Consider the following 19,683-nt stretch of genomic DNA (forward strand, 5'->3'; position numbering starts at 1 on the left):
GTCGGTTCCCGCCTGGTCCCACTACACTCGAACGGAACACACCCGTTGAAGTCGAGGAGGTCCTGCGGGACTATGAAGCTCACCCACGCGAACACTGACGTGCTGAACACCCTGACGTCCCTGAGGGGCGAGGCCGACAAGGCTTACCAGGAGCTCAAGGACCGACATCTGGCGCTTGACCTCACACGTGGGAAGCCCTCCGCTGAACAGCTTGATCTCGGCTTGGACCTGCTCAGCCTCCCCGGTGTCAATTACACGGGCTCGGACGGCGTCGACACCCGTAACTACGGCGGTGGTGACGGGATCATGGACATCCGGGCACTCTGGGCGGAGCTCCTCGGTGTCGATCCGGCGCTGCTGATCGCCGGGGACGCCTCCAGCCTCAACATCATGTTCGACCTGGTCTCCTGGTCGCACACCTTCGGTAACAATGATTCGGAGCGCCCCTGGTCGGAGGAGGAGACGGTCAAGTGGATCTGCCCGGTTCCGGGGTACGACCGCCACCACACCATCACCGAGACTTTCGGTTACGAGATGTTGACGGTTCCGATGACGAACCAGGGTCCGGATCTGGACGCTGTCCGGGAGCTGGTCAAGGATCCTGCAGTCAAGGGCATGTGGACGGTCCCGGTGTTTTCGAACCCGACCGGGTGGTCGGTCTCCCGCGAGGTTGCCGAAGGGCTCGCTGCGATGGAGACGGCGGCACCGGACTTCCGCATCGTGTGGGACAACGCCTACGCCGTGCACACCCTCACCGACGAGTTCCCGGAGATCATCGACGTGGTGACGTTGGCTGCGGACAAGGGACACCCGAACCGATTCTGGGCGATGTCCTCGACGTCGAAGATCACCTTCGCGGGTGCAGGCGTGGCCTTCTTCAACTCGTCGAAGGAGAACCTCGACTGGTACCGCGGAATCGCGTCGGCACGCGGCATCGGCCCGAACAAGGTCAACCAGCTCGCCCACGCCCGCTACTTCGGCAGTGCTGAGGGGGTCCGCTCTGTGATGCGGAAACACTCCGGCATCCTGGCCCCGAAGTTCAGTGCGGTGACCGCGATCCTGAAGCGTCGTCTGGGTGGACTGGGGATCGCCGAGTGGACCACCCCCGCAGGCGGCTACTTCATCTCTGTCGACGTAGTGGACGGGACAGCGTCCCGCGTCGCCGAGCTGGCGAAGGATGCCGGAATTGCGCTGACCGGAGCCGGGGCGACGTTCCCGTACAAGAAAGATCCGTACAACCGTAATCTGCGGTTGGCCCCGTCCATGCCGCCCATCGAAGAGGTCGAGGTGGCGATGGACGGCGTGGCGACCTGCATCCTGCTCGCCGCCATCGAGGCCGCAGAAGCAGCCGAGGCCGCTGGAGAGTAGCTGTTGAATCTCGAAGAGACGACGTACTGGTTGGCCGATCTGCTGCCCGGTGAGTTCACGACATCCCGTCGCCGGGTGAGCCAGAGTTTTCCGGAGTTCACCGTCGCCGAACTCCAACTCGGCGGAGACGGTGGGGAGGACGATGGTGCGGAGACGGTTGCTGCGACACTGGATGCCGCACGGATCGAACCTCAGCTGGTCACCGAGGACGGCTCTGACCTGCGGGTGGAGTTCATCACCGTCGCCAGTGGCCACGGTCGTGCGGCCGCAGACCTTGTCATGGCGGCGGCAACGATGATCGCCAAGGACCCCATTCACTTCTCGCCGCAGCCCGGGCTGTTGCTGCCGAAGCTCGGTTGGCATGTCGATGACACGATCACGGCTCTGCACGGACTGCTGGTGCCTCCGTTCCTGTGGGAGGACGGGGTACCGAACGTGCATGAGGTGAACTTCGGTGGCCGGCACGGTGGCGGCAGCTACCACGAGTACACCCACCCGGGCCGGATGACGGTCTACGCACAACTGGTGATGCTCACCGAGGACGAATATCGCGTAGCTGTGGATGGTGGCCCTGTCGCTGCGCAGCAGTTGTTGGCCACCTCGCAGGCGAATCTCAATGATGTCTGGCGCTAGCGCCAACGGCGGGGCAGTAGCTGTCTGCCCCGCCTTGTAGGCTGGGTCCGTGGCTCTTTACAGGAAGTACAGGCCGGCGACGTTCGCCGAGGTCGTGGGGCAGGAACATGTGACCGAGCCGTTGTCGACGGCACTGGACAGTGGGCGGATCAACCATGCCTACCTGTTCTCAGGCCCGCGCGGATGCGGCAAGACGTCCTCCGCTAGGATCCTCGCCCGGTCACTGAACTGTGAGCAGGGGCCGACATCCTCCCCGTGCGGTGAGTGCACCTCCTGCCGCGCGCTGGCACCCGGGGGGCCGGGGACGTTGGATGTCACCGAACTGGACGCCGCCACACATAACGGTGTCGAGGACATGCGCGAGCTTCGCGACCGTGCCTTCTACGCCCCGGCGGATTCCCGGTACCGCGTCTTCATCATTGACGAGGCACACATGATCTCCTCGGCGGGGTTCAACGCGTTGTTGAAGATCGTGGAGGAGCCGCCGGAGCATCTCATCTTCATCTTCGCCACTACGGAGCCGGAGAAGCTGCTGCAGACCATCCGGTCGAGGACCCACAACTACCCGTTCCGGCTGCTGACCCCGCCAGCGATGCGGGGGCTGCTGGGCAGGGTGTGCGAGGACGAGGGGGCCGTTGTCGAGGACGCTGTGTATCCGCTGGTCATCCGTGCTGGTGGTGGCTCGCCGCGTGATTCCTTGAGCATCATGGACCAGCTGCTTGCCGGGGCCGGAGACGAGGGCGTCACATACAGCCGGGCGGTGGCCCTGCTGGGGTTCACCGACACCTCCTTGATCGACCGAGCCGTGGACGCCCTGGCGGACCAGGATCAGGCGGGGTTGTTCGGCTGCGTCAGCGACGTCATCGACGCAGGCCACGATCCACGTCGGTTCGCGATGGACCTTCTGGACCGCTTCCGGGACCTTCTGGTGGTCCAGGCGGTGCCGGACGCTTTCGACACCGGTCTGGTGGATGCACCGGCGGACCAACGCGAGGTGCTTGCGGCGCAGGCGCAGGCGGTGGGTCAGGCGACGCTGACCCGGTGCGCCTCACTGGTGAATGAGGGCCTGGCGCAGATGCGGGGAGCGACGGCACCCCGGTTGCTTCTGGAGATCCTGTGCGCCCGGATGGCACTGCCGGCGGCGGGAATGACCGTTGAAGCTCTTGCACAGCGCGTGGAGGCCCTCGAAGCAGGGGGCGGCACAGGGGGAGGAGGTGTATCCGGTGCGGGCACCGGCCGACCCTATGTGCGTAAGTCGAAGCGTGAGGCGGAGGCCGCCCAGCAGGCTGCCGCATCGACAGCCGCTCCGGTGCCTGCGCCAGAGACAGCCCCGGATGTCGTCTCAGATCCGGCTCCGACACCGGCGGCACCAGCTGCAGAGGCTGAGTCTGCAGCCTCTGCACAGGACACCCGCCGGGCCGAGGCGGAACGCGCCCGAGAGATCATGAGGCGGCGCCGTAGTCCGTCCGCCGACGAGACGCCCGTCCCCGACGGCCCAGGGACCTCCGGTGATGTCGCCGACGCCGACGGGCCCAGCAGCCCAGCGCAGACGGAGACCCGTGACGATGCTGTCCCGGAGCCACCGTCAGAGATACCGGAAGAGACCGGCGAATCGGCACCCGAGCCGGCACCAGGTCCCGTGTCGCAGGGGGAACCGGACGCCACGGAAACAGCACCCCACCCGGTTCACCAGTGGGATCAGATCCTCGAGGCGGTGAAGGAAGCGAATCTCGCAGCGTGGATTGCCGCGCGTGACGCCACCGCACAGGCAGGTCCCGTCGGTGATGACGACAAGCCGACGATTTCCCTGCTCCACCACACCGGCGCACTGGCGAACTACATCAACTCACCGGAGCATGCCGCGGTGTACACCGATGCCGCAGAGCAGATCACGGGGGCACCGGTGCGGATCACCGCCGGTGTCGGTGGAAGGACAACGCAGGAGTCGCCGGGAAAAGCTGAGGCTGCGGCGGACCCGCAGCCGGTACCTGAGCCACAGCAGGAGACTGCTCTCCGGGAGGACCATGCGGCCGCGATCCAGGAAACGTCTGACCCGATGTCGGTGGCGTTGCAACGGGCACGTCAGGTGGAATCCCCGCGGAACCCTCCGGTAGAGGAGCAGGAACGACGATCCCCGGCGGTACCACAGGAACAGCCGGTACAGCCGGCGCCGCCACCGGCGGCGAAGAACGCCAACCAGGAAGAACAGCTTTCCGGCTGGCGGGCGCGCCGGGCAAAGATCGATGCCAGACGTGGTTCCGGACAGGCTGCCCCTTCGTCGCAGTCCGGTGCGGAGCCCCGTGGCTTCAACGGAGTCCCCCTCCCGGAGGAACCGTCGGAACCCTGGGATGACGGCCCCGGCAACTTTCCGCCGGACCCTGAGGGCCAACAGGGTGTTGACATGGCAGAAGCGGAGGAAGCCATGGCGCAACTCAATGATCCGTCCTCGGCGAACATCGACCACCGCAGTGCCATCGAAATCGCCGGCGAGCTCCTGGAGAAGCACCTCGGGGCAGAACGCACCCGGTAGGTGCGTGACGCGGTACCCCGGTAAACTCTCCGGGGTACCGGCATTGCGGCCCATGCAATGACCACAGAACTGTACGAACAGCGGAGGGAAACACCGTGAACCAGCCCGACATGAACCAGATCATGGCCCAGGCCCAGCAGATGCAGCAGCAGCTCCAGGAGGCACAGGCCGAGATCATCGCCTCCACCGTCGAAGGGACCGCCGGCAACGGGCTGGTCAAGGTCGCGCTGCGCGGTTCCGGCGAGGTCGAGAGCCTGACCATTGACCCGTCCGTCGTTGATCCGGAGGACGTCGAGACCCTCCAGGACCTCATCATCGGTGCTTACCAGGATGCCGGTGAGAACCTCAAGAGCCTCTCGAACGAGAAGATGGGCCCGCTCTCCCAGGGCCTCGACGGCCTCGGCTTCTAGGGTCGCGACCACCGTGTTCGAAGGTCCCCTCCAGGACGCCATCGACGAGTTCTCCCGCCTCCCCGGCGTGGGACCCAAGAGCGCTCAACGCATCGCCTTCCATCTTCTCCAGGCCGAGCCGGAGGATCTGGAGAGGCTGACTGCCGCCCTGTCACGTCTGCAGAAAGGCGTGCGGTACTGCCGGATCTGCCACAACGTGTCCTCCGAGGAAGTCTGTCGTATCTGTGCGGATTCCACCCGGGACGCCACGATCGTCTGCGTCGTCGAAGAGTCCAAGGACATCCAGGTCATCGAACGCACCGGCGAGTACGACGGGCGTTACCACGTCCTCGGCGGTGCCCTTGACCCGCTTAACGGCATCGGGCCCAAAGAACTCAATGTCACAGCGCTGGTGCAACGTATCGGAGGGCGGGTCGACGATGTGGTTGCCGCTGACGGCACTGTCGCCGACGCCCCGGAGATCGCCGAGGTCATCATCGCCACCGACCCCAACACGGAAGGGGAGGCGACCGCGGCCTACCTCGGGCGGCTGCTCAAGGAGTTCCCCGGTCTGACCGTGTCCCGGTTGGCGTCCGGCATCCCGATGGGCGGCGATCTGGAGTTCGTCGACGAGCTCACTCTGTCACGTGCTTTCGAAGGACGCACCGCGATCCGCTGATACCGCTGCCGTGGGGTGTCAGGCGGCGTACCGTGAGCTTCATGACTACACCTGAAAACAGCCGGACGAAGACGCGGGCCGCCGTCTGGGCGACCGTCTTCGGCGGCGCCGGCGTCCTGCACTTCGCACAGCGACGGTTCTACGATTCCCTGGTCCCGGAAGAACTCCCGGGGGAGCAGAAGTACTGGACATGGGGAAGTGGACTCGTCGAACTCGCTCTGGCTGCGGCGATCGCCAACCCGTCTACTCGTGCTGCCGCGGCGACGCCTGCGACGCTGTTCCTGCTCGGCGTGTGGCCCGGCAACATCAAGATGGCTCTGGACTGGCAGAAGTCCGAAAAGAAGAGTGCGCTCATGAAAGTCGGCGGGTGGGCCCGCGTTGCAGGGCAGGTCCCGATGTTCCTCTCCACACGGAAGCTGGGGGAGCAGTAACCGACGGTCCTGCGGCCTGTGAGATTGTTTCGTTTGGGGGACGACAATCTGATAATCACTATGTCCGTAATAGTGTCCGCATAGAGTGACGCAGCGCACATGTTGCTGAGGGAAGGATGGCGGGAGATGGCCACGGGGGTGGCCATCGTCCGACGGGGGAGGGGTGTGGAGAAATGCTTGTTGACCTAAGGAAACTCCCGGGGTGAGGGGTGCTTCCCCGCGGGGTGCGGGGGTGAGGCATGTATATGTGCAGAACTGAATGAGTCGGAGCTGTCCGGGGAGCTTCCTAGAGTTCATCCCTATTCACGCGACCCGTGCCCGACCTCTGTCCGGGCGCGCTCGTGATGAGCCTCCATGAACCGACTCTCCGAAAGGAGCCCGATGCCGTCCACCATCCTCGTGGCCAATCGTGGCGAGATCGCCGCACGTGTCGTCCGTACTGCCCGTGACCTGGGCCTACGCTCCGTCGCCGTGTATTCCGACCAGGATATCGACTCACCTGCGGTCGCCCTGGCCGATGACGCGTACTCCCTGGAGGGAACCACACTCCAGGAGACCTACCTCGACATCGCCAAGATTATCGACGTCGCCCAGCGCTCCGGGGCGGACGCCGTCCACCCCGGCTACGGTTTCCTCTCCGAGGTTCCCGACGCGGCCCAGGCTGTTGCCGACGCCGGACTGACCTGGCTCGGCCCCGCCGCCGATACGATCCGTCAGCTCGGCGACAAGATCAGCGCTCGCCGTACGGCATTGGCGGCCGGTGTCTCGCCGGTCCCCGGCACCACCGATCCGGTGCAGTCCATGGAGGAGGTCGACGACTTCGTCGCCGCCCACGGTTACCCGATCGTCCTCAAGCGCTCCGACGGAGGCGGTGGACGTGGAATCGAGGTCATCCGCACTGCGGAGGACCTGAAGACCTTTGCTGCCGGCCACGCCATGGCCGGTGGTGACCTGGACAAGTTCTTCATGGAGCGCTTCATTCTCTCCGGGCGCCACATCGAGACCCAGTGCATGCGCGACTCCCACGGCAACTTCGCCGTAGTGACCACCCGCGACTGCTCGGTGCAGCGTCGCCACCAGAAGGTCATCGAGGAAGCTCCGGCCCCTTTCCTTCCGGAAGGAGCGGTGGAGACACTGAACACGTGGTCCAAGGCCCTGTTCGACCACACCGAGTACGTGGGCCTGGGCACCTGCGAGTTCATGCTCACCGAGGAAGGCGAACTGTTCTTCCTCGAGGTCAACCCCCGCCTCCAGGTGGAGCACACCGTCTCCGAGGAGGTCACCGGTCTCGACCTGGTGGAGGCCCAGCTCACCATCGCCGACGGTGGCACGATTCCCGAGGTCCCGGAGGTTCGTGGTCACTCCATCGAGCTGCGTATCACCTCTGAGGACCCGGCCAAGGACCTCACCCCGACCGCCGGCAAGATCAAGGAACTCGAGTGGCCGGCCGGCCATGGTGTGCGGATCGAGACCGGCGTCCGGCTTGGCGACAAGGTCTCGCCGGAGTTCGACTCGATGATCGCCAAGCTCATCGTCACCGGCCCGGACCGGCCCCGTGCGATCGCCCGCGCCCGCCGCGCGCTGGGCGAACTGTCCATCAAGGGCATCGCCACCTCCACTCCGGTGCTGGACCTGATCATGGCCCACCCCGACTTCGACGGCACCAACGGTCACCGTGATCTGCGGGTCCGTACCCGGTGGCTGGAGACGAGCTTCCTGCCCGACGTGGACCTGGAGAAGCTCGGACAGGATGCCGCGGCCGAGGAGGAAGGCGGCATTGCTGCGGCGCTGCGGACCTTCACCGCCCAGATCGACGGTCGCCGTCACCGGATCACCCTGCCCGAGGGCCTCGCGAGCCTCGGTTCGATGATGCAGAGCGGTTTCGGCAGTCTCGGAGAGAAAGGCCAGGAACTCGGTGCACGGTCCCGTCGCAGCCAACCGCGGCGCGGCTCACGCCGCCGCGGCGGCGACGCAGCCGGTGCGGGCGCAGCCACCACCGGAGAGAGCCTTACCGCCGAGGGCGCACTGCAGTCCCCGATGCAGGCCATCGTCGTGCGCATGGGTGCCGAGCCCGGCAGCACCGTCAACGAGGGTGACGTGGTCATCGTCCTGGAGGCGATGAAGATGGAGAAGTACATCCACGCCCCGGTCGGCGGCACCATCGCGTCGATCGATGTCACGGTCGGCCAGAACGTCAACGCCGGCGACACACTGCTGCACATCGACGCTGACGACACCGCCGACACCGCCGAGAACACCGAGGAGGCCGCGGAATGACCGCTCCTGAGAAGACCGCCAAGGTCGAGAAGATCGCAGCGAAGGCGTCCGTCGACTACGACGCACTCGCCGCCGCCGCCGATGAGAAGGCGCAGAAGTTCCAGCACGGCAAGGGAAAGATGACCGCCCGTGAGCGCATCGACATGCTCTGCGACGAGGGCTCGTTCGTGGAGTTCGGTCGTTTCTTCGGCGGCGACCCCGCCGAAGGATTCCTCGGCTCTGCCGTCGCCACCGGTTTCGGCACCATCGACGGCCGGACTGTCGCCATTTACGCCCAGGACTTCTCTATCCGAGGAGGAACCCTCGGCAAGGTCGAAGGTCAGAAGATCACTGATCTGATCGACCGTGCCATCGCCGAGCGCGTCCCCTGCTTCGGCCTGCTGGACTCCGGCGGAGCACGTATCCAGGAAGGTGTCGCGGCCCTGTCCTGGTACGGCCGTATCTTCCGCAAATCGTGTGAGGCCTCCGGCTTCATCCCGCAGATCTCGCTGATCCTCGGCCCGTGCGCCGGCGGGGCCGTGTACTCCCCGGCGTTGACTGACTTCGTCATCATGCCGCGGGAAAACTCGCACATGTTCGTCACCGGCCCTGACGTGGTCAAGGCCGTCACCGGTGAGCAGATCAGTCTGGATGACCTGGGAGGTGCCGAGATGCACAACAGCGTCTCCGGTGTCGCCCACTACCTCGCCGAGGACGAAGAGGACGCGATCGACTACGCGCGCGCCCTGCTCAACTACCTCCCGCAGAACTGCAACGAAGAGACTCCGTCCTACGACTACGTCCCCACCAAGGAGGACCTCGAGGCAGCTCGGGGCGTCGGCGACATCGTCCCGGCCGACAACCGCATGCCCTATGACGTCGTCGAGGTCATCGAGTCACTGGTTGATCATGGTGAGTTCGTCGAGGTCCAGGAGCACTGGGCGCGGTCCATCGTGATCGGTTTCGCCTGCATCGAGGGCAAGCCCGTCGGCATCGTGGCAGACCAGCCGATGCACAACGCCGGCACCCTGGACGTCGAGGCCTCGGAGAAGACCGCACGCTTCGTGCGCTGCTGTGACGCCTTCGGTCTGCCTGTCGTCACGCTCGTCGACGTGCCCGGCTACCTTCCCGGTGCCGAGCAGGAGCGCGCCGGCATCATCCGTCGTGGCGCAAAGGTCATCTACGCCTACGGCAACTGCACCGTGCCGGTGGTCACCATGATCACCCGCAAGTCCTACGGCGGCGCGTACATCGTGATGGGCTCCAAGGGCATCGGTGCAGACTTCGCCTTCGCCTGGCCGGACGCCGAGATCGCCGTGATGGGTGCCGAAGGTGCTGTCCAGATTCTGCGTCGCCGCGACATCGCCGCCGTCCCTGACGAGGAGAAGGCCGACTACACCAAACAACTCGCCGACGAATACCAGGCCGAGAACATCAACCCGAACTTCTCCGTGGAGACCGGCGAGATCGACCGCATCGTGGCACCCGCTGACACCCGCGACACCCTCGCCTCCGCTCTGCGCTCCCTGCGTACCAAGGACCGCGACCGCCGCCACTTCAAGTTCCACTCCAACGGGCCCCTGTGACCGACAGGGTGATTAAGGACATCATGACTGACACCTCCTCCAGCTTCCTCGCGCGCCTGAACGGCGGCAGCGAGAAGACCGCCCTGCTCTTCGGCGGGCAGGCCACCCCGTGGCGTCCCGCCTGTGCGCAGATTGCCGAGGACCCCACCCTCGCCGGCGAGATCCGCGACCTGATCTCCGCCTCCTCCGACCTGCTGGCGCCGGTCGCCGCCGAACTGACCGCCGCCACCGCTGGTGCCCTGTCACTCGAGCGGCTCGCCGGAACAGGCTCCTTCGCCGCAGGAGCTTCTGCCCCGGTCTCCGCGGCCCTGTCGGTGCCCGGCATCACCGCTGTGCAGTACGCCCAGCTCTCCGCTCTGAAGAGTGCCGGATACGATGCCACGGCCGCCGTCGCCGACGGCCGTGCGACCGCGCTGGGGCACTCCCAGGGCGTGCTCGGTGCAGCTCTTGTCAACGACAACGGACTCTCCGACTCCCAGATCTTCGCCATCGCCCGCCTGATCGGCGCCGCGGCGGCACGCACCACCCGTTCTGCAGGCTTCGCTGTCGGTGAGCACACCCCGATGCTCTCCGTACGGGGCCTGGAGCGCTCTCATCTGGACGTCGTCATCGCCGATGCCGGCGTGGACGTCGAGGTCGCCATCCACAACGGTCGTCGTCGGTTCATCCTCTCCGGCACCCCGGATGATCTGGGGGTCGTCGAACAGACCGTCCTGCAGCTCGGCGAGAAGGACGCAGCTGAACTCGCATCCAAGACCCGGGGCGGCGCACCGCTGTCACCGCAGACCGAGTACCTCGAGGTCACGGTCCCGTTCCACCACAGCTCGATGGAGCCCGCGGTCGAGCAGGTCGTGGCCTGGGCCGAGCGTTGTGGTCTGTCCGGTGCAGAGGCCTTCGCCCGTGCCGTGCTCACTGACCACATCGACTGGGTCTCCCAGGTCACCGAAGCCCGCGACGGCGGAAAGCAGGGGACCGACTGGTTCCTGGATCTCGGCCCCGGTGTCGTCGCTTCCCGGATCTCCGCCGACCTCATCGAGGGTTCGGGTGCCGGAATCGTCGCCGCCGGCAGTCTCGACGACGTCGACACTCTCGCCGCTCCCGGCGAGGACCCCGAGCGCACCGTCGACTGGTCCACCTACGCTCCGCGACTCCTCGACCTGCCCACCGGACAGGTCGTGGAGACCGCGTTCTCCCGCCTGACGGGCCGTTCACCGGTGCTGCTGGCCGGCATGACGCCGACCACCGTGGACCCGGAGATCGTCGCCGCAGCCGCCAATGCCGGCTACTGGGCTGAGATGGCCGGTGGCGGGCAGGTCACCGCCGAGGTCTTCGACGCCAACCTCACCAAGCTCAAGGGACTGCTCGAACCCGGTCGGGCCGTGCAGTTCAACGCCATGTTCATGGACCGCTACCTGTGGAACCTCCACTTCGGTGGCCAGCGTGTGGTCTCCAAGGCCCGCGAGTCCGGCGCCCCGTTGGACGGCGTCGTCATCTCCGCCGGTATCCCGGAGCCCGACGAAGCCCCCGAGGTCATCGGAGCGCTCCGCGAGTCAGGTTTCTCCCACATCGCCCTGAAGCCGGGCACGGTCAACCAGATCCGTGCCGGACTGGGCATCGCCCGTCAGATCGAGGACACCGGCGCCAGCATCATCCTCCAGGTCGAGGACGGTCACGCCGGTGGCCACCACTCCTGGGAGAACCTGGACGACCTGCTCACCGCGACGTACGCGGAGATCCGCCGTCAGAAGAACGTCGTGCTCTGTGTCGGCGGCGGCATCGGCACCCCCGAACGCTCTGCCGACTACCTCTCCGGTGACTGGTCGGTGGCCCTGGGGCTGCCCTCCATGCCCGTCGACGGTGTGCTCGTCGGCACCGCGGCCATGACCACCAAGGAAGCCAAGACCACCGACGAGATCAAGCAACTGCTCGTCGACACCCCGGGTGTCGCCGACGAAACCGGTGCAGCCTTCACCGCCCCCAACGGCGGCTGGATCGCCCCCGGCAACTCCGCCGGTGGTGCGACCTCGGGTCTGTCCCACCTGCGTGCCGACATCCACGAGATCGACAACTCGGCCGCGAAGTGCATGCGCCTCATCCAGGAGGTCGGCGGGTCGCTCGAGGCGGTCAACGCCCGCCGCGACGAGATCATCGATGCCATGAACAAGACGGCGAAGCCGTACTTCGGTGAGCTCGAGAAGATGACCTACGCCGAGGTCGTCCGTCGCTTCGCTGAGTTGAGCTTCCCGTGGGTCGACCCGTCCTGGTTGCAGCGCTTCCAGGAACTCCTGCAGCGCGTCGAGGCGCGTCTGACCACCGCAGAGCACGGCCCGGTCGAGACACTTTTCCCGACCGTGGAATCCGCTGAGGACCCCGAGGCCGCCGTGACGACCCTCGTGGCCGCCTACCCCTCGGCCGAGGTCGACACCCTGACCCCGCTCGACACCGCCTGGTTCATTGCCCTGTGCCGGAAGTACCCGAAGCCGATGGGCTTCGTCCCCGCCATCGACGAGGATCTGTTGGCCTGGTGGGGCAAGGACTGCCTGTGGCAGGCCCAGGACGACCGCTACTCGGCCGACCAGGTCCGCATCATCCCGGGACCCGTGTCCGTTTCCGGGATCACCACCGTCAACGAGCCCGTCGCCGACCTCCTCGGACGCTTCGAGGAGGCCTGCCGCGTCCGCATCGCCGACAGTGAAGCCACCACGGCATGGTCCCGTACCGAGGATGCGCAGGACGTCGAGTCGTTCCTCAAGGCCGTGCCCTACATCTCGTGGACCGGCCACCTCATGGACAATCCGGCCCACGTCATCGACGAGGACCGCTACGACCTCGTCGTCGTCAATGACGGTTCCGACGGCAACCCCGTCAAGGTCACCATCGACCTGCACCTGGACACCTTCTGGGACGACACCGCCGCCGGTAGTGGTGACGCGCAGGTCCACGCCGTCCGCAGCCTTCCTGTTCCGCTGATTCTCGATGCCACGAGCATCACCGGTGGCCTGCCCGTCGTCGACGAGGAGCGCCTGCCTGACACCATGTACGGCCTGCTGGCTGGTACTGCCGGTGTCGGTAACACCGCGGTCACCGGTGACGAGATCACCGCCATGCCGACGAAGGTCGAGGGTGCCACCTCTGAGACGGCGCCTTTCGGCACGTTCAACTACACCTTCACCCTCACCGAGTCTCTCGGTTCCGAGCACGCCGGTGTGACCGGCGACGGCCTGGGCGACCTGTCCGAGGTCGGGGGTGGCGCCACCCGCGCCTCCATCGTCCCTGACGCCCTGTTGGGGACCTGCTGGCCGGCGATCTACGCCGCCCTGGGCTCCGCCATGGTCAAGGACTACCCGGTCATCGAGGGCCTGCTCAACGCGGTGCACCTCGACCACACCGTGGCACTCGAGGTCTCCGCCGAGGAACTCGCCGAGCGCGCCCCCTTCCAGATCACCGTGACCAGCTGGGCCGCCGGTATCGAGGAATCCTCGTCCGGACGCGTCGTCACCGTGCACCACCACATGCACGATGACGAAGGAACCCTGCTGGGACGCCAGACCGAACGCTTCGCCATCCGCGGACGCGCCTTCGGCACCACTCCGCCTGCTGACCCGGAGCTCGCCGGTGGCACGGGCGCGGAGACCACCGACACCCCGCGCTCCACCCTGCTGCGCACCCGGGTGAACGCCCCCGCGGAGATGACCCCCTTCGCCTGGGTCTCCGGTGACTTCAACCCGATCCACACCAGCCACGTCGCCGCCCGCGTCGCCGGGCTGCAGGCACCGCTGGTGCACGGCATGTGGCTGTCCGCGACGGCCCAGCACGCTGCTTCCGCTGCCGGCTCCGGCCACCACATCCTCGGCTGGACCTACCGCATGTTCGGTCTCGTGCAGTTGGGCGACCCGGTGGACATCCAGGTCGAGCGCACCGGCCGTGTCGCCGGTGGCGGCCTGCTGCTCGAAGTGACCTGCCGGATCAACGACGAACTCGTGTCCCAGGGCACCGCGGTCACCGCGGCGCCGTCCACCGCGTACGTCTACCCGGGCCAGGGCATCCAGTCCAAGGGCATGGGCCTGGATGAGCGCGCCGCCTCCAAGGCGACCGCCGCCGTCTGGGAGCGGGCCGACGCCCACACCCGCGCCACCCTGGGCTTCTCTATCCTCACCGTGGTCCGCGACAACCCCACCTCGCTGACCGCCAACGGTGTGACCTACCACCACCCGGACGGCGTTCTCTACCTCACCCAGTTCACCCAGGTCGCCCTGGCTACCCTGGCGCTGGCACAGACTGCCCGGCTGCGGGAGGCGGATGCGCTGGTCGCTGACGCCTACTACGCGGGCCACTCACTCGGTGAGTACACCGCCCTGTCGGCCTATGCCGGCACCATCGAGCTGGAGACCGTCCTTGAGGTCGTGTTCCACCGTGGTTCCACGATGCACCACCTCATCCCGCGTGACGAGAACGGTCGCTCGAACTACCGGATGGGCGCCCTGCGTCCCAACCAGTTCGGTGTCGACGACGACCACGTCGTCGAGTACGTCAACTCCGTGGCGGAGGCCTCCGGTGAGTTCCTCGAGATCGTGAACTTCAACCTCGCCGGTGAGCAGTACTCCGTCGCCGGCACCGTCGCCGGCCTCGCAGCCCTGGAGAAGGATGCCGCGAAGCGGACCGCAGCGGCCGGGGGCAAGGGATCGTTCATGATGGTTCCGGGCATCGACGTGCCCTTCCACTCGCGCGTCCTGCACCCCGGTGTGCCGGACTTCCGCGAGAAGCTCGACGACCTGCTCCCGGAGACCATCGACCACGAGGTCCTCGAGGGTCGTTACATCCCGAACCTCGTCGCCCGCCCGTTCGAGCTCAGCCGTGAGTTCGTGCAGTCCATCCTGGACGTTGTCCCCGCTGAACCTGCACAGGAGATCCTGGATGACTGGGACGCTCGTACCACGGACGTCGCCGGACGCGCCAAGGTTGCCCGCACCCTGTTCATTGAGCTGCTCTGCTGGCAGTTCGCTTCTCCGGTGCGGTGGATCGAGACCCAGGACCTGCTGCTCGCCACCGACCGCCTGGATATCGAAGAACTCGTCGAGATCGGACTCGGCGCCGCCCCGACCCTGGCGAACCTGGCCACCAAGACCCTGAAGCTGCCCCGCTTCACCGGTGCCGACGTCGCCGTACGTAACGTCCAGCGCGACGAGAAGCTGGTCTACCACGAGGACGTCCAGACCATCGACGCACCGGTCGATGAACCGTCCGAGGCGGAGCGCGAGAGCGTGCCGACCGGCGATGTCGTCGCCGAGGCCCGTCCGGACGCCTCCGCCCCGTCGCCCGCCGTCGACGAGGGCTACGCCACCCCGGAGCCCCCGGCACCGGCAGGCTCGGTCGAACGTCCCGCGGACCTGCCCTACAAGGCGTCCGACGCGATCAAGACCCTCCTGGCCTACGCCAACAAGCTGCGCCCGGAACAGATCGGTGGTGCCGACACCACTGGCACGCTGACCAACGGTGTGTCCTCGCGTCTCAACCAGCTGCTCATGGACATTTCCGCCGAGTTGGGACTGTCCAGCGTCGAAGGTGCGGCTGAGGCCGACGTCACGACCCTGTCCGCCACCGTGGACGCGGCCGCGCACAACTACGCGGCCTTCGGCCCGGTGCTCAGCGAGGCAGTGAAGGACCGGCTGCGCAAACTCTTCGGTTCCGCAGGAGCCAAGGCCACCGCCATCGCCGACCGGGTCACCGGCACCTGGGAGCTCGGGCCGGGTTGGGTCGACCACGCGACCGCACAGATCCTGCTCGGTTCCCGTGACGGCGCCTCCGCACGCGGCGGCGACCTGTCGACCCTGCCGACGTCCGCCACCTCGATGAACGATGTCAACGCCATCATCGACGAGGCGGTCACCCAGGTCGGTGCCGCCCACGGCATTCCTGTGGCGAAGCCCAGCGCCGGCGGTGCCGGCGGCGGGACCGTCGACTCCGCGGCGCTCGACGCCTTCGCCGAAGAGGTCACCGGCGACGAGGGTGTGCTGGCGAACCTGGCACGTCACATCCTGCACGACCTGAACCTGGACATCCCGGAGTCCTCGTCCTTCGAAGATCCCGAGGCAGACGAGACCGCCGCGATCCTGCAGGCCGTCAGTGAAGAACTCGGTGCCACCTGGCCCAAGCAGGTCGCCCCGGTCTTCGACGACCGTCGCGCGATCCTCATTGACGACCGGTGGGCCACCGCCCGTGAGGACATCGCCCGCCTCGCCGCCGGCGAGGAGATCGCCGAGTCCGCGACCTTCCGGGGGACCGGTGAGACCGTCGCGAAGCACGCCGACTGGTGGGCCGCGCACACCTCCGATGCGCAGCTGGCGACCCGCTTCACCAGCATCGCGACAGACGCCCGCGACGAGACGACCACCGGTGAGTTCGCTGGACAGGTCGCCGTCGTCACCGGTGTCACCCCTGCCTCCATCGCCGGCGGTGTGGTCGGCGACCTGCTGGCCGAGGGTGCCACCGTGGTGATCACCGCGTCCCGGATCAGTGCTGCACGCCTGGAGTTCATCAAGAAGCTCTACCGGGAGCATGCTTCGGCGGAGGCGAAGATCTGGCTCGTCCCGGCGAACCTGTCGAGCTACCGTGACATCGACGCACTGGTCGACTGGATCGGCAATGAGCAGACCGAGACGGTCGGTTCCGAGAAGAAGCTGGTCAAGCCGGCACTCGTGCCCGATCTCTTCCTGCCCTTCGCCGCACCGTCGGTCTCCGGCACGGTCGAGGACGCCGGCGGAAACGCCGAAACCCAGGCCCGCCTGCTGCTGTGGAGCGTGGAGCGTTCCTTCACCGCCCTGTCCCGCATCGGCCACGAGGCCAACCTGGCCCATCGCCTGCACGTGGTGCTGCCCGGCTCCCCGAACCGCGGAACCTTCGGCGGTGACGGTGCCTACGGTGAGACCAAGGCCGCGTTCGACGCCATCTGCAACAAGTGGTCCAACGAGCCGTGGGCGGAGCGTGTCACCATCGCCCACCCGCGCATCGGTTGGGTCTCCGGGACCGGCCTGATGGGTGGCAACGACCCACTGGTCGACGCCGCCGTTGAGGCAGGCGTCCGCGTGTGGACCCCGTCCGACATCGCCGGTGAGCTGGTTCGTCTGTGCTCCTCCGAGATCCGTGCGGCCGCGTCCATCGGGCCCGTCGACGCTGATCTCACCGGTGGCCTGGACAAGATCAACCTGGTGGAGCTGCGTGAGCAGGCACTGGCCGACGGCGCATTCGAGGCTGCCGGTGACGGTGCTGCCGCCGAGAGCGCCGACGCCCCGGTCACCGTCAACGCCCTGCCCTCGCCGGTGCGCGCCTCCCAGCCTGTCGCCGGTGATACGGTCGACTCACAGGATGAGGCCTGGGGCGAGGTCACTGCAGACCTCGACGACATGGTCGTCGTCGTGGGCCTCGGTGAAGTCAGCGCCTGGGGTTCCGGGCGTACCCGCTTCGAGGCGGAGTACGGTGTCCAGGCCGACGGTTCGGTGGACCTCACCGCTGCCGGTGTACTGGAACTCGCCTGGATGACCGGTCTGTTGACCTGGAAGGACACCCCGGTCGCCGGCTGGTACGACGCCAAGGGCGAGATCGTGCCCGAGGAGGAGATCTTCACCCGTTACCGGGACGAGGTCGCCGCCCGCGCCGGTGTGCGCACCTTCGTCGACGACGTCGCACTCGAGGACGTCCACACCCCGGCGGCCGCGGAGATCTTCCTCGATCGTGAGGTCACCTTCTCCGTGGACTCCGCCGAGGACGCCCAGTCCTTCGTCGAGGCCGACCCGAACTTCACCCGGGCGACCCTGGACGAGGAGACAGGCGAGTGGTCCATCACCCGACTGCCGGGTGCCCGGGCACGGGTACCCCGCCGCGCCACCCTGGCACGCAGAGTCGGTGGCCAGTTCCCGACGGACTTCGATCCCACCCGCTGGGGTGTGCCGGCATCCATGGTCGAGGCCATCGACCGGATCGCCGTGTGGAACCTCGTTGCCACCGTCGACGCCTACCTCTCCGCCGGCTTCACCCCGGCAGAGATCCTGCAGGCCGTCCACCCCTCGGATGTCGCGATGACCCAGGGCACCGGCTTCGGCGGGATGACCTCGATGCGCAAGCTCTTCGTCGACCGCTTCCTGGAGGAGGACATCCCGTCCGACATCCTGCAGGAGACTCTGCCCAACGTCGTCGCCGCGCACACCATGCAGTCCTACGTCGGCGGCTACGGAGCGATGATCCACCCGGTCGGCGCCTGCGCCACCGCCGCGGTCTCCGTCGAGGAGGGTGTGGACAAGATCAAGCTCGGCAAGGCCGACTTCGTGGTCGCCGGTGCCACCGACGACATGTCCGTGGAGTCCATCAGCGGGTTCGCCTCGATGAACGCCACGGCCAACTCGGACGCCATGGCCGCCAAGGGGCTCAATGAGCGCTTCTACTCTCGTGCCAACGACCGCCGTCGCGGCGGCTTCGTCGAGGCCCAGGGTGGCGGCACGATCCTGCTGACCCGTGGCTCGGTCGCGGCGAAGCTGGGCCTGCCCGTCCAGTCTGTGGTCGGTTACGCGGCGTCCTTCGCTGATGGTGCGCACACCTCCATCCCAGCCCCGGGCATGGGTGCGCTGGCCGCCGGACGTGGCGGCCAGGGATCGAAGCTGTCGAAGGAGCTCGCGAAGCTCGGTGTCAGCGCCGACGACATCTCCGTGGTGTCCAAGCACGACACCTCGACCAACGCCAACGACCCGAACGAGTCCCGTCTGCACACCCGTCTGGCGAAGGCCATGGGCCGTACCGAGGGCAACCCGATGTACGTCGTCTCCCAGAAGACGCTCACCGGTCACGCCAAGGGTGGTGCCGCTGTCTTCCAGACCGCTGGCCTGGGCGACATGTTCCGGACCTCACGTATCCCGGCGAACCGCTCGCTGGACTGCGTGGACCCGGAGATGGCATCTGCCCCGAACCTCGTCTGGCTGCGTGAGCCGCTGCAGCTCAACCGCACGATCAAGGCCGGTCTGCTGACCTCCCTGGGCTTCGGTCACGTGTCCGCACTGATGGCGCTGGTGCACCCGGAGGCTTTCCGGGTCGCCATTGCCAATCAGCTCGGCGAGGACGCCGCACAGCAGTGGGTCGCTACAGCGTCCGCACGACTGCGAGCCGGCGTGCGTCGTCGCGAAGCCGGCATGCTGGGCCACCGCGCACTGTTCGAAGAGATCGAGCACCGTCGTTTCTCCGACGAGGTCGAGATCGACGATGCAGAGCCGGCGATGTTGCTCGACCCCCAGGCACGTGCCGGTGAGGACGGACTGCTCCGGTGACCGGTTCCTCCTTTGTGATCGGCGTCGGGATCGACGTTGTCGACATCCCGTCCTTCGCCGAGCAGCTCGCCATGCCGGGGTCGCGGTTCGCTGCGTCCTTCACCGGCGCTGAGCGACGCACCTGCGCCAAGCAGGCGCGGACCAGCGGCAACGAGGCTCAGCACCTCGCTGCCCGGTGGGCGGCCAAGGAGGCCTTCTACAAGGCGTGGACCGCCGCCGAGGCCGGGGACGAGATTCCCGGGGCGAAGATGGACTGGGCGCAGATCGAGGTGGTCAAGGACCGCTGGGGTCGACCGTTCGTGCGACTGCACGAGCCGTTGGCCTCCGTGGTCACCGGTGCATTGTCCCGGCACTTCGGTGGCGGAGCTGTCGACGCCGGGCACGCCGTCTGGCATCTGAGTCTGTCGCACGACGGTCCGGTCGCCCAGGCTTTCGTGGTCGGGGAGTGGCGCCGGATGTAGTCGGTTGCGTCCCGTGAGCACGAAGTCTGCGCCCGTTGCTCC

General features: G+C 67.1%; 10 protein-coding genes. All 10 read left to right on the forward strand.

What is annotated here, in order from left to right:
- The first annotated feature begins 72 nt into the window (after nt 1–72).
- Nucleotides 73–1,368, forward strand: coding sequence for a PLP-dependent aminotransferase family protein (locus CGLY_RS02475; RefSeq protein WP_038545870.1), 1,296 nt, complete (start codon nt 73–75; stop codon nt 1,366–1,368).
- A 3-nt stretch (nt 1,369–1,371) separates the two neighbouring features.
- On the forward strand, nt 1,372–2,001 hold the full coding sequence (locus CGLY_RS02480; RefSeq protein ID WP_038545873.1) for a hypothetical protein: 630 nt from the start codon (nt 1,372–1,374) through the stop codon (nt 1,999–2,001).
- 49 nt (nt 2,002–2,050) lie between these two features.
- Complete coding sequence (locus CGLY_RS02485; protein WP_038545876.1) at nt 2,051–4,531, forward strand: DNA polymerase III subunit gamma and tau; 2,481 nt, start codon at nt 2,051–2,053, stop codon at nt 4,529–4,531.
- A gap of 95 nt (nt 4,532–4,626) precedes the next feature.
- Entirely contained in the window at nt 4,627–4,941 is a 315-nt protein-coding gene (locus tag CGLY_RS02490; protein ID WP_038545879.1) for a YbaB/EbfC family nucleoid-associated protein, read from the forward strand.
- A 13-nt stretch (nt 4,942–4,954) separates the two neighbouring features.
- Complete coding sequence (gene recR, locus CGLY_RS02495) at nt 4,955–5,599, forward strand: recombination mediator RecR (RefSeq protein ID WP_038545881.1); 645 nt, start codon at nt 4,955–4,957, stop codon at nt 5,597–5,599.
- 41 nt (nt 5,600–5,640) lie between these two features.
- Nucleotides 5,641–6,030 (forward strand): DoxX family protein, encoded by a 390-nt coding sequence (locus CGLY_RS02500; RefSeq protein WP_038545884.1) that lies wholly within the window; start codon nt 5,641–5,643, stop codon nt 6,028–6,030.
- Between the two features lie 354 nt (nt 6,031–6,384).
- Complete coding sequence (locus CGLY_RS02505; protein WP_227590350.1) at nt 6,385–8,307, forward strand: acetyl/propionyl/methylcrotonyl-CoA carboxylase subunit alpha; 1,923 nt, start codon at nt 6,385–6,387, stop codon at nt 8,305–8,307.
- The gene (locus tag CGLY_RS02510) at nt 8,304–9,872 is read left to right on the forward strand and encodes an acyl-CoA carboxylase subunit beta (RefSeq protein WP_038545891.1); all 1,569 of its coding nucleotides are present in this window, start codon (nt 8,304–8,306) and stop codon (nt 9,870–9,872) included. Before CGLY_RS02505 ends, CGLY_RS02510 begins: the two co-directional genes overlap by 4 nt.
- A gap of 23 nt (nt 9,873–9,895) precedes the next feature.
- Complete coding sequence (locus tag CGLY_RS02515; RefSeq protein ID WP_038545894.1) at nt 9,896–19,180, forward strand: type I polyketide synthase; 9,285 nt, start codon at nt 9,896–9,898, stop codon at nt 19,178–19,180.
- A complete protein-coding gene (gene acpS / locus CGLY_RS02520) occupies nt 19,177–19,641 on the forward strand; it encodes a holo-ACP synthase AcpS (RefSeq protein WP_052539523.1) in 465 nt (154 codons plus the stop codon). The genes CGLY_RS02515 and acpS overlap by 4 nt, the downstream gene beginning before the upstream one ends.
- The last annotated feature ends 42 nt before the right edge of the window (nt 19,642–19,683 follow it).

It is taken from the genome of Corynebacterium glyciniphilum AJ 3170, from assembly GCF_000626675.1.
Classification (GTDB): Bacteria; Actinomycetota; Actinomycetes; order Mycobacteriales; family Mycobacteriaceae; genus Corynebacterium; species Corynebacterium glyciniphilum.

Bases quoted from the DNA above. Each gene is read 5' to 3' on its own strand.
- CGLY_RS02475 (WP_038545870.1), top strand. From the start codon at position 73: ATGAAGCTCACCCACGCGAACACTGACGTGCTGAACACCCTGACGTCC.
- CGLY_RS02500 (WP_038545884.1), top strand. From the start codon at position 5,641: ATGACTACACCTGAAAACAGCCGGACGAAGACGCGGGCCGCCGTCTGG.
- CGLY_RS02505 (WP_227590350.1), top strand. From the start codon at position 6,385: ATGAACCGACTCTCCGAAAGGAGCCCGATGCCGTCCACCATCCTCGTG.
- CGLY_RS02510 (WP_038545891.1), top strand. From the start codon at position 8,304: ATGACCGCTCCTGAGAAGACCGCCAAGGTCGAGAAGATCGCAGCGAAG.
- CGLY_RS02515 (WP_038545894.1), top strand. From the start codon at position 9,896: ATGACTGACACCTCCTCCAGCTTCCTCGCGCGCCTGAACGGCGGCAGC.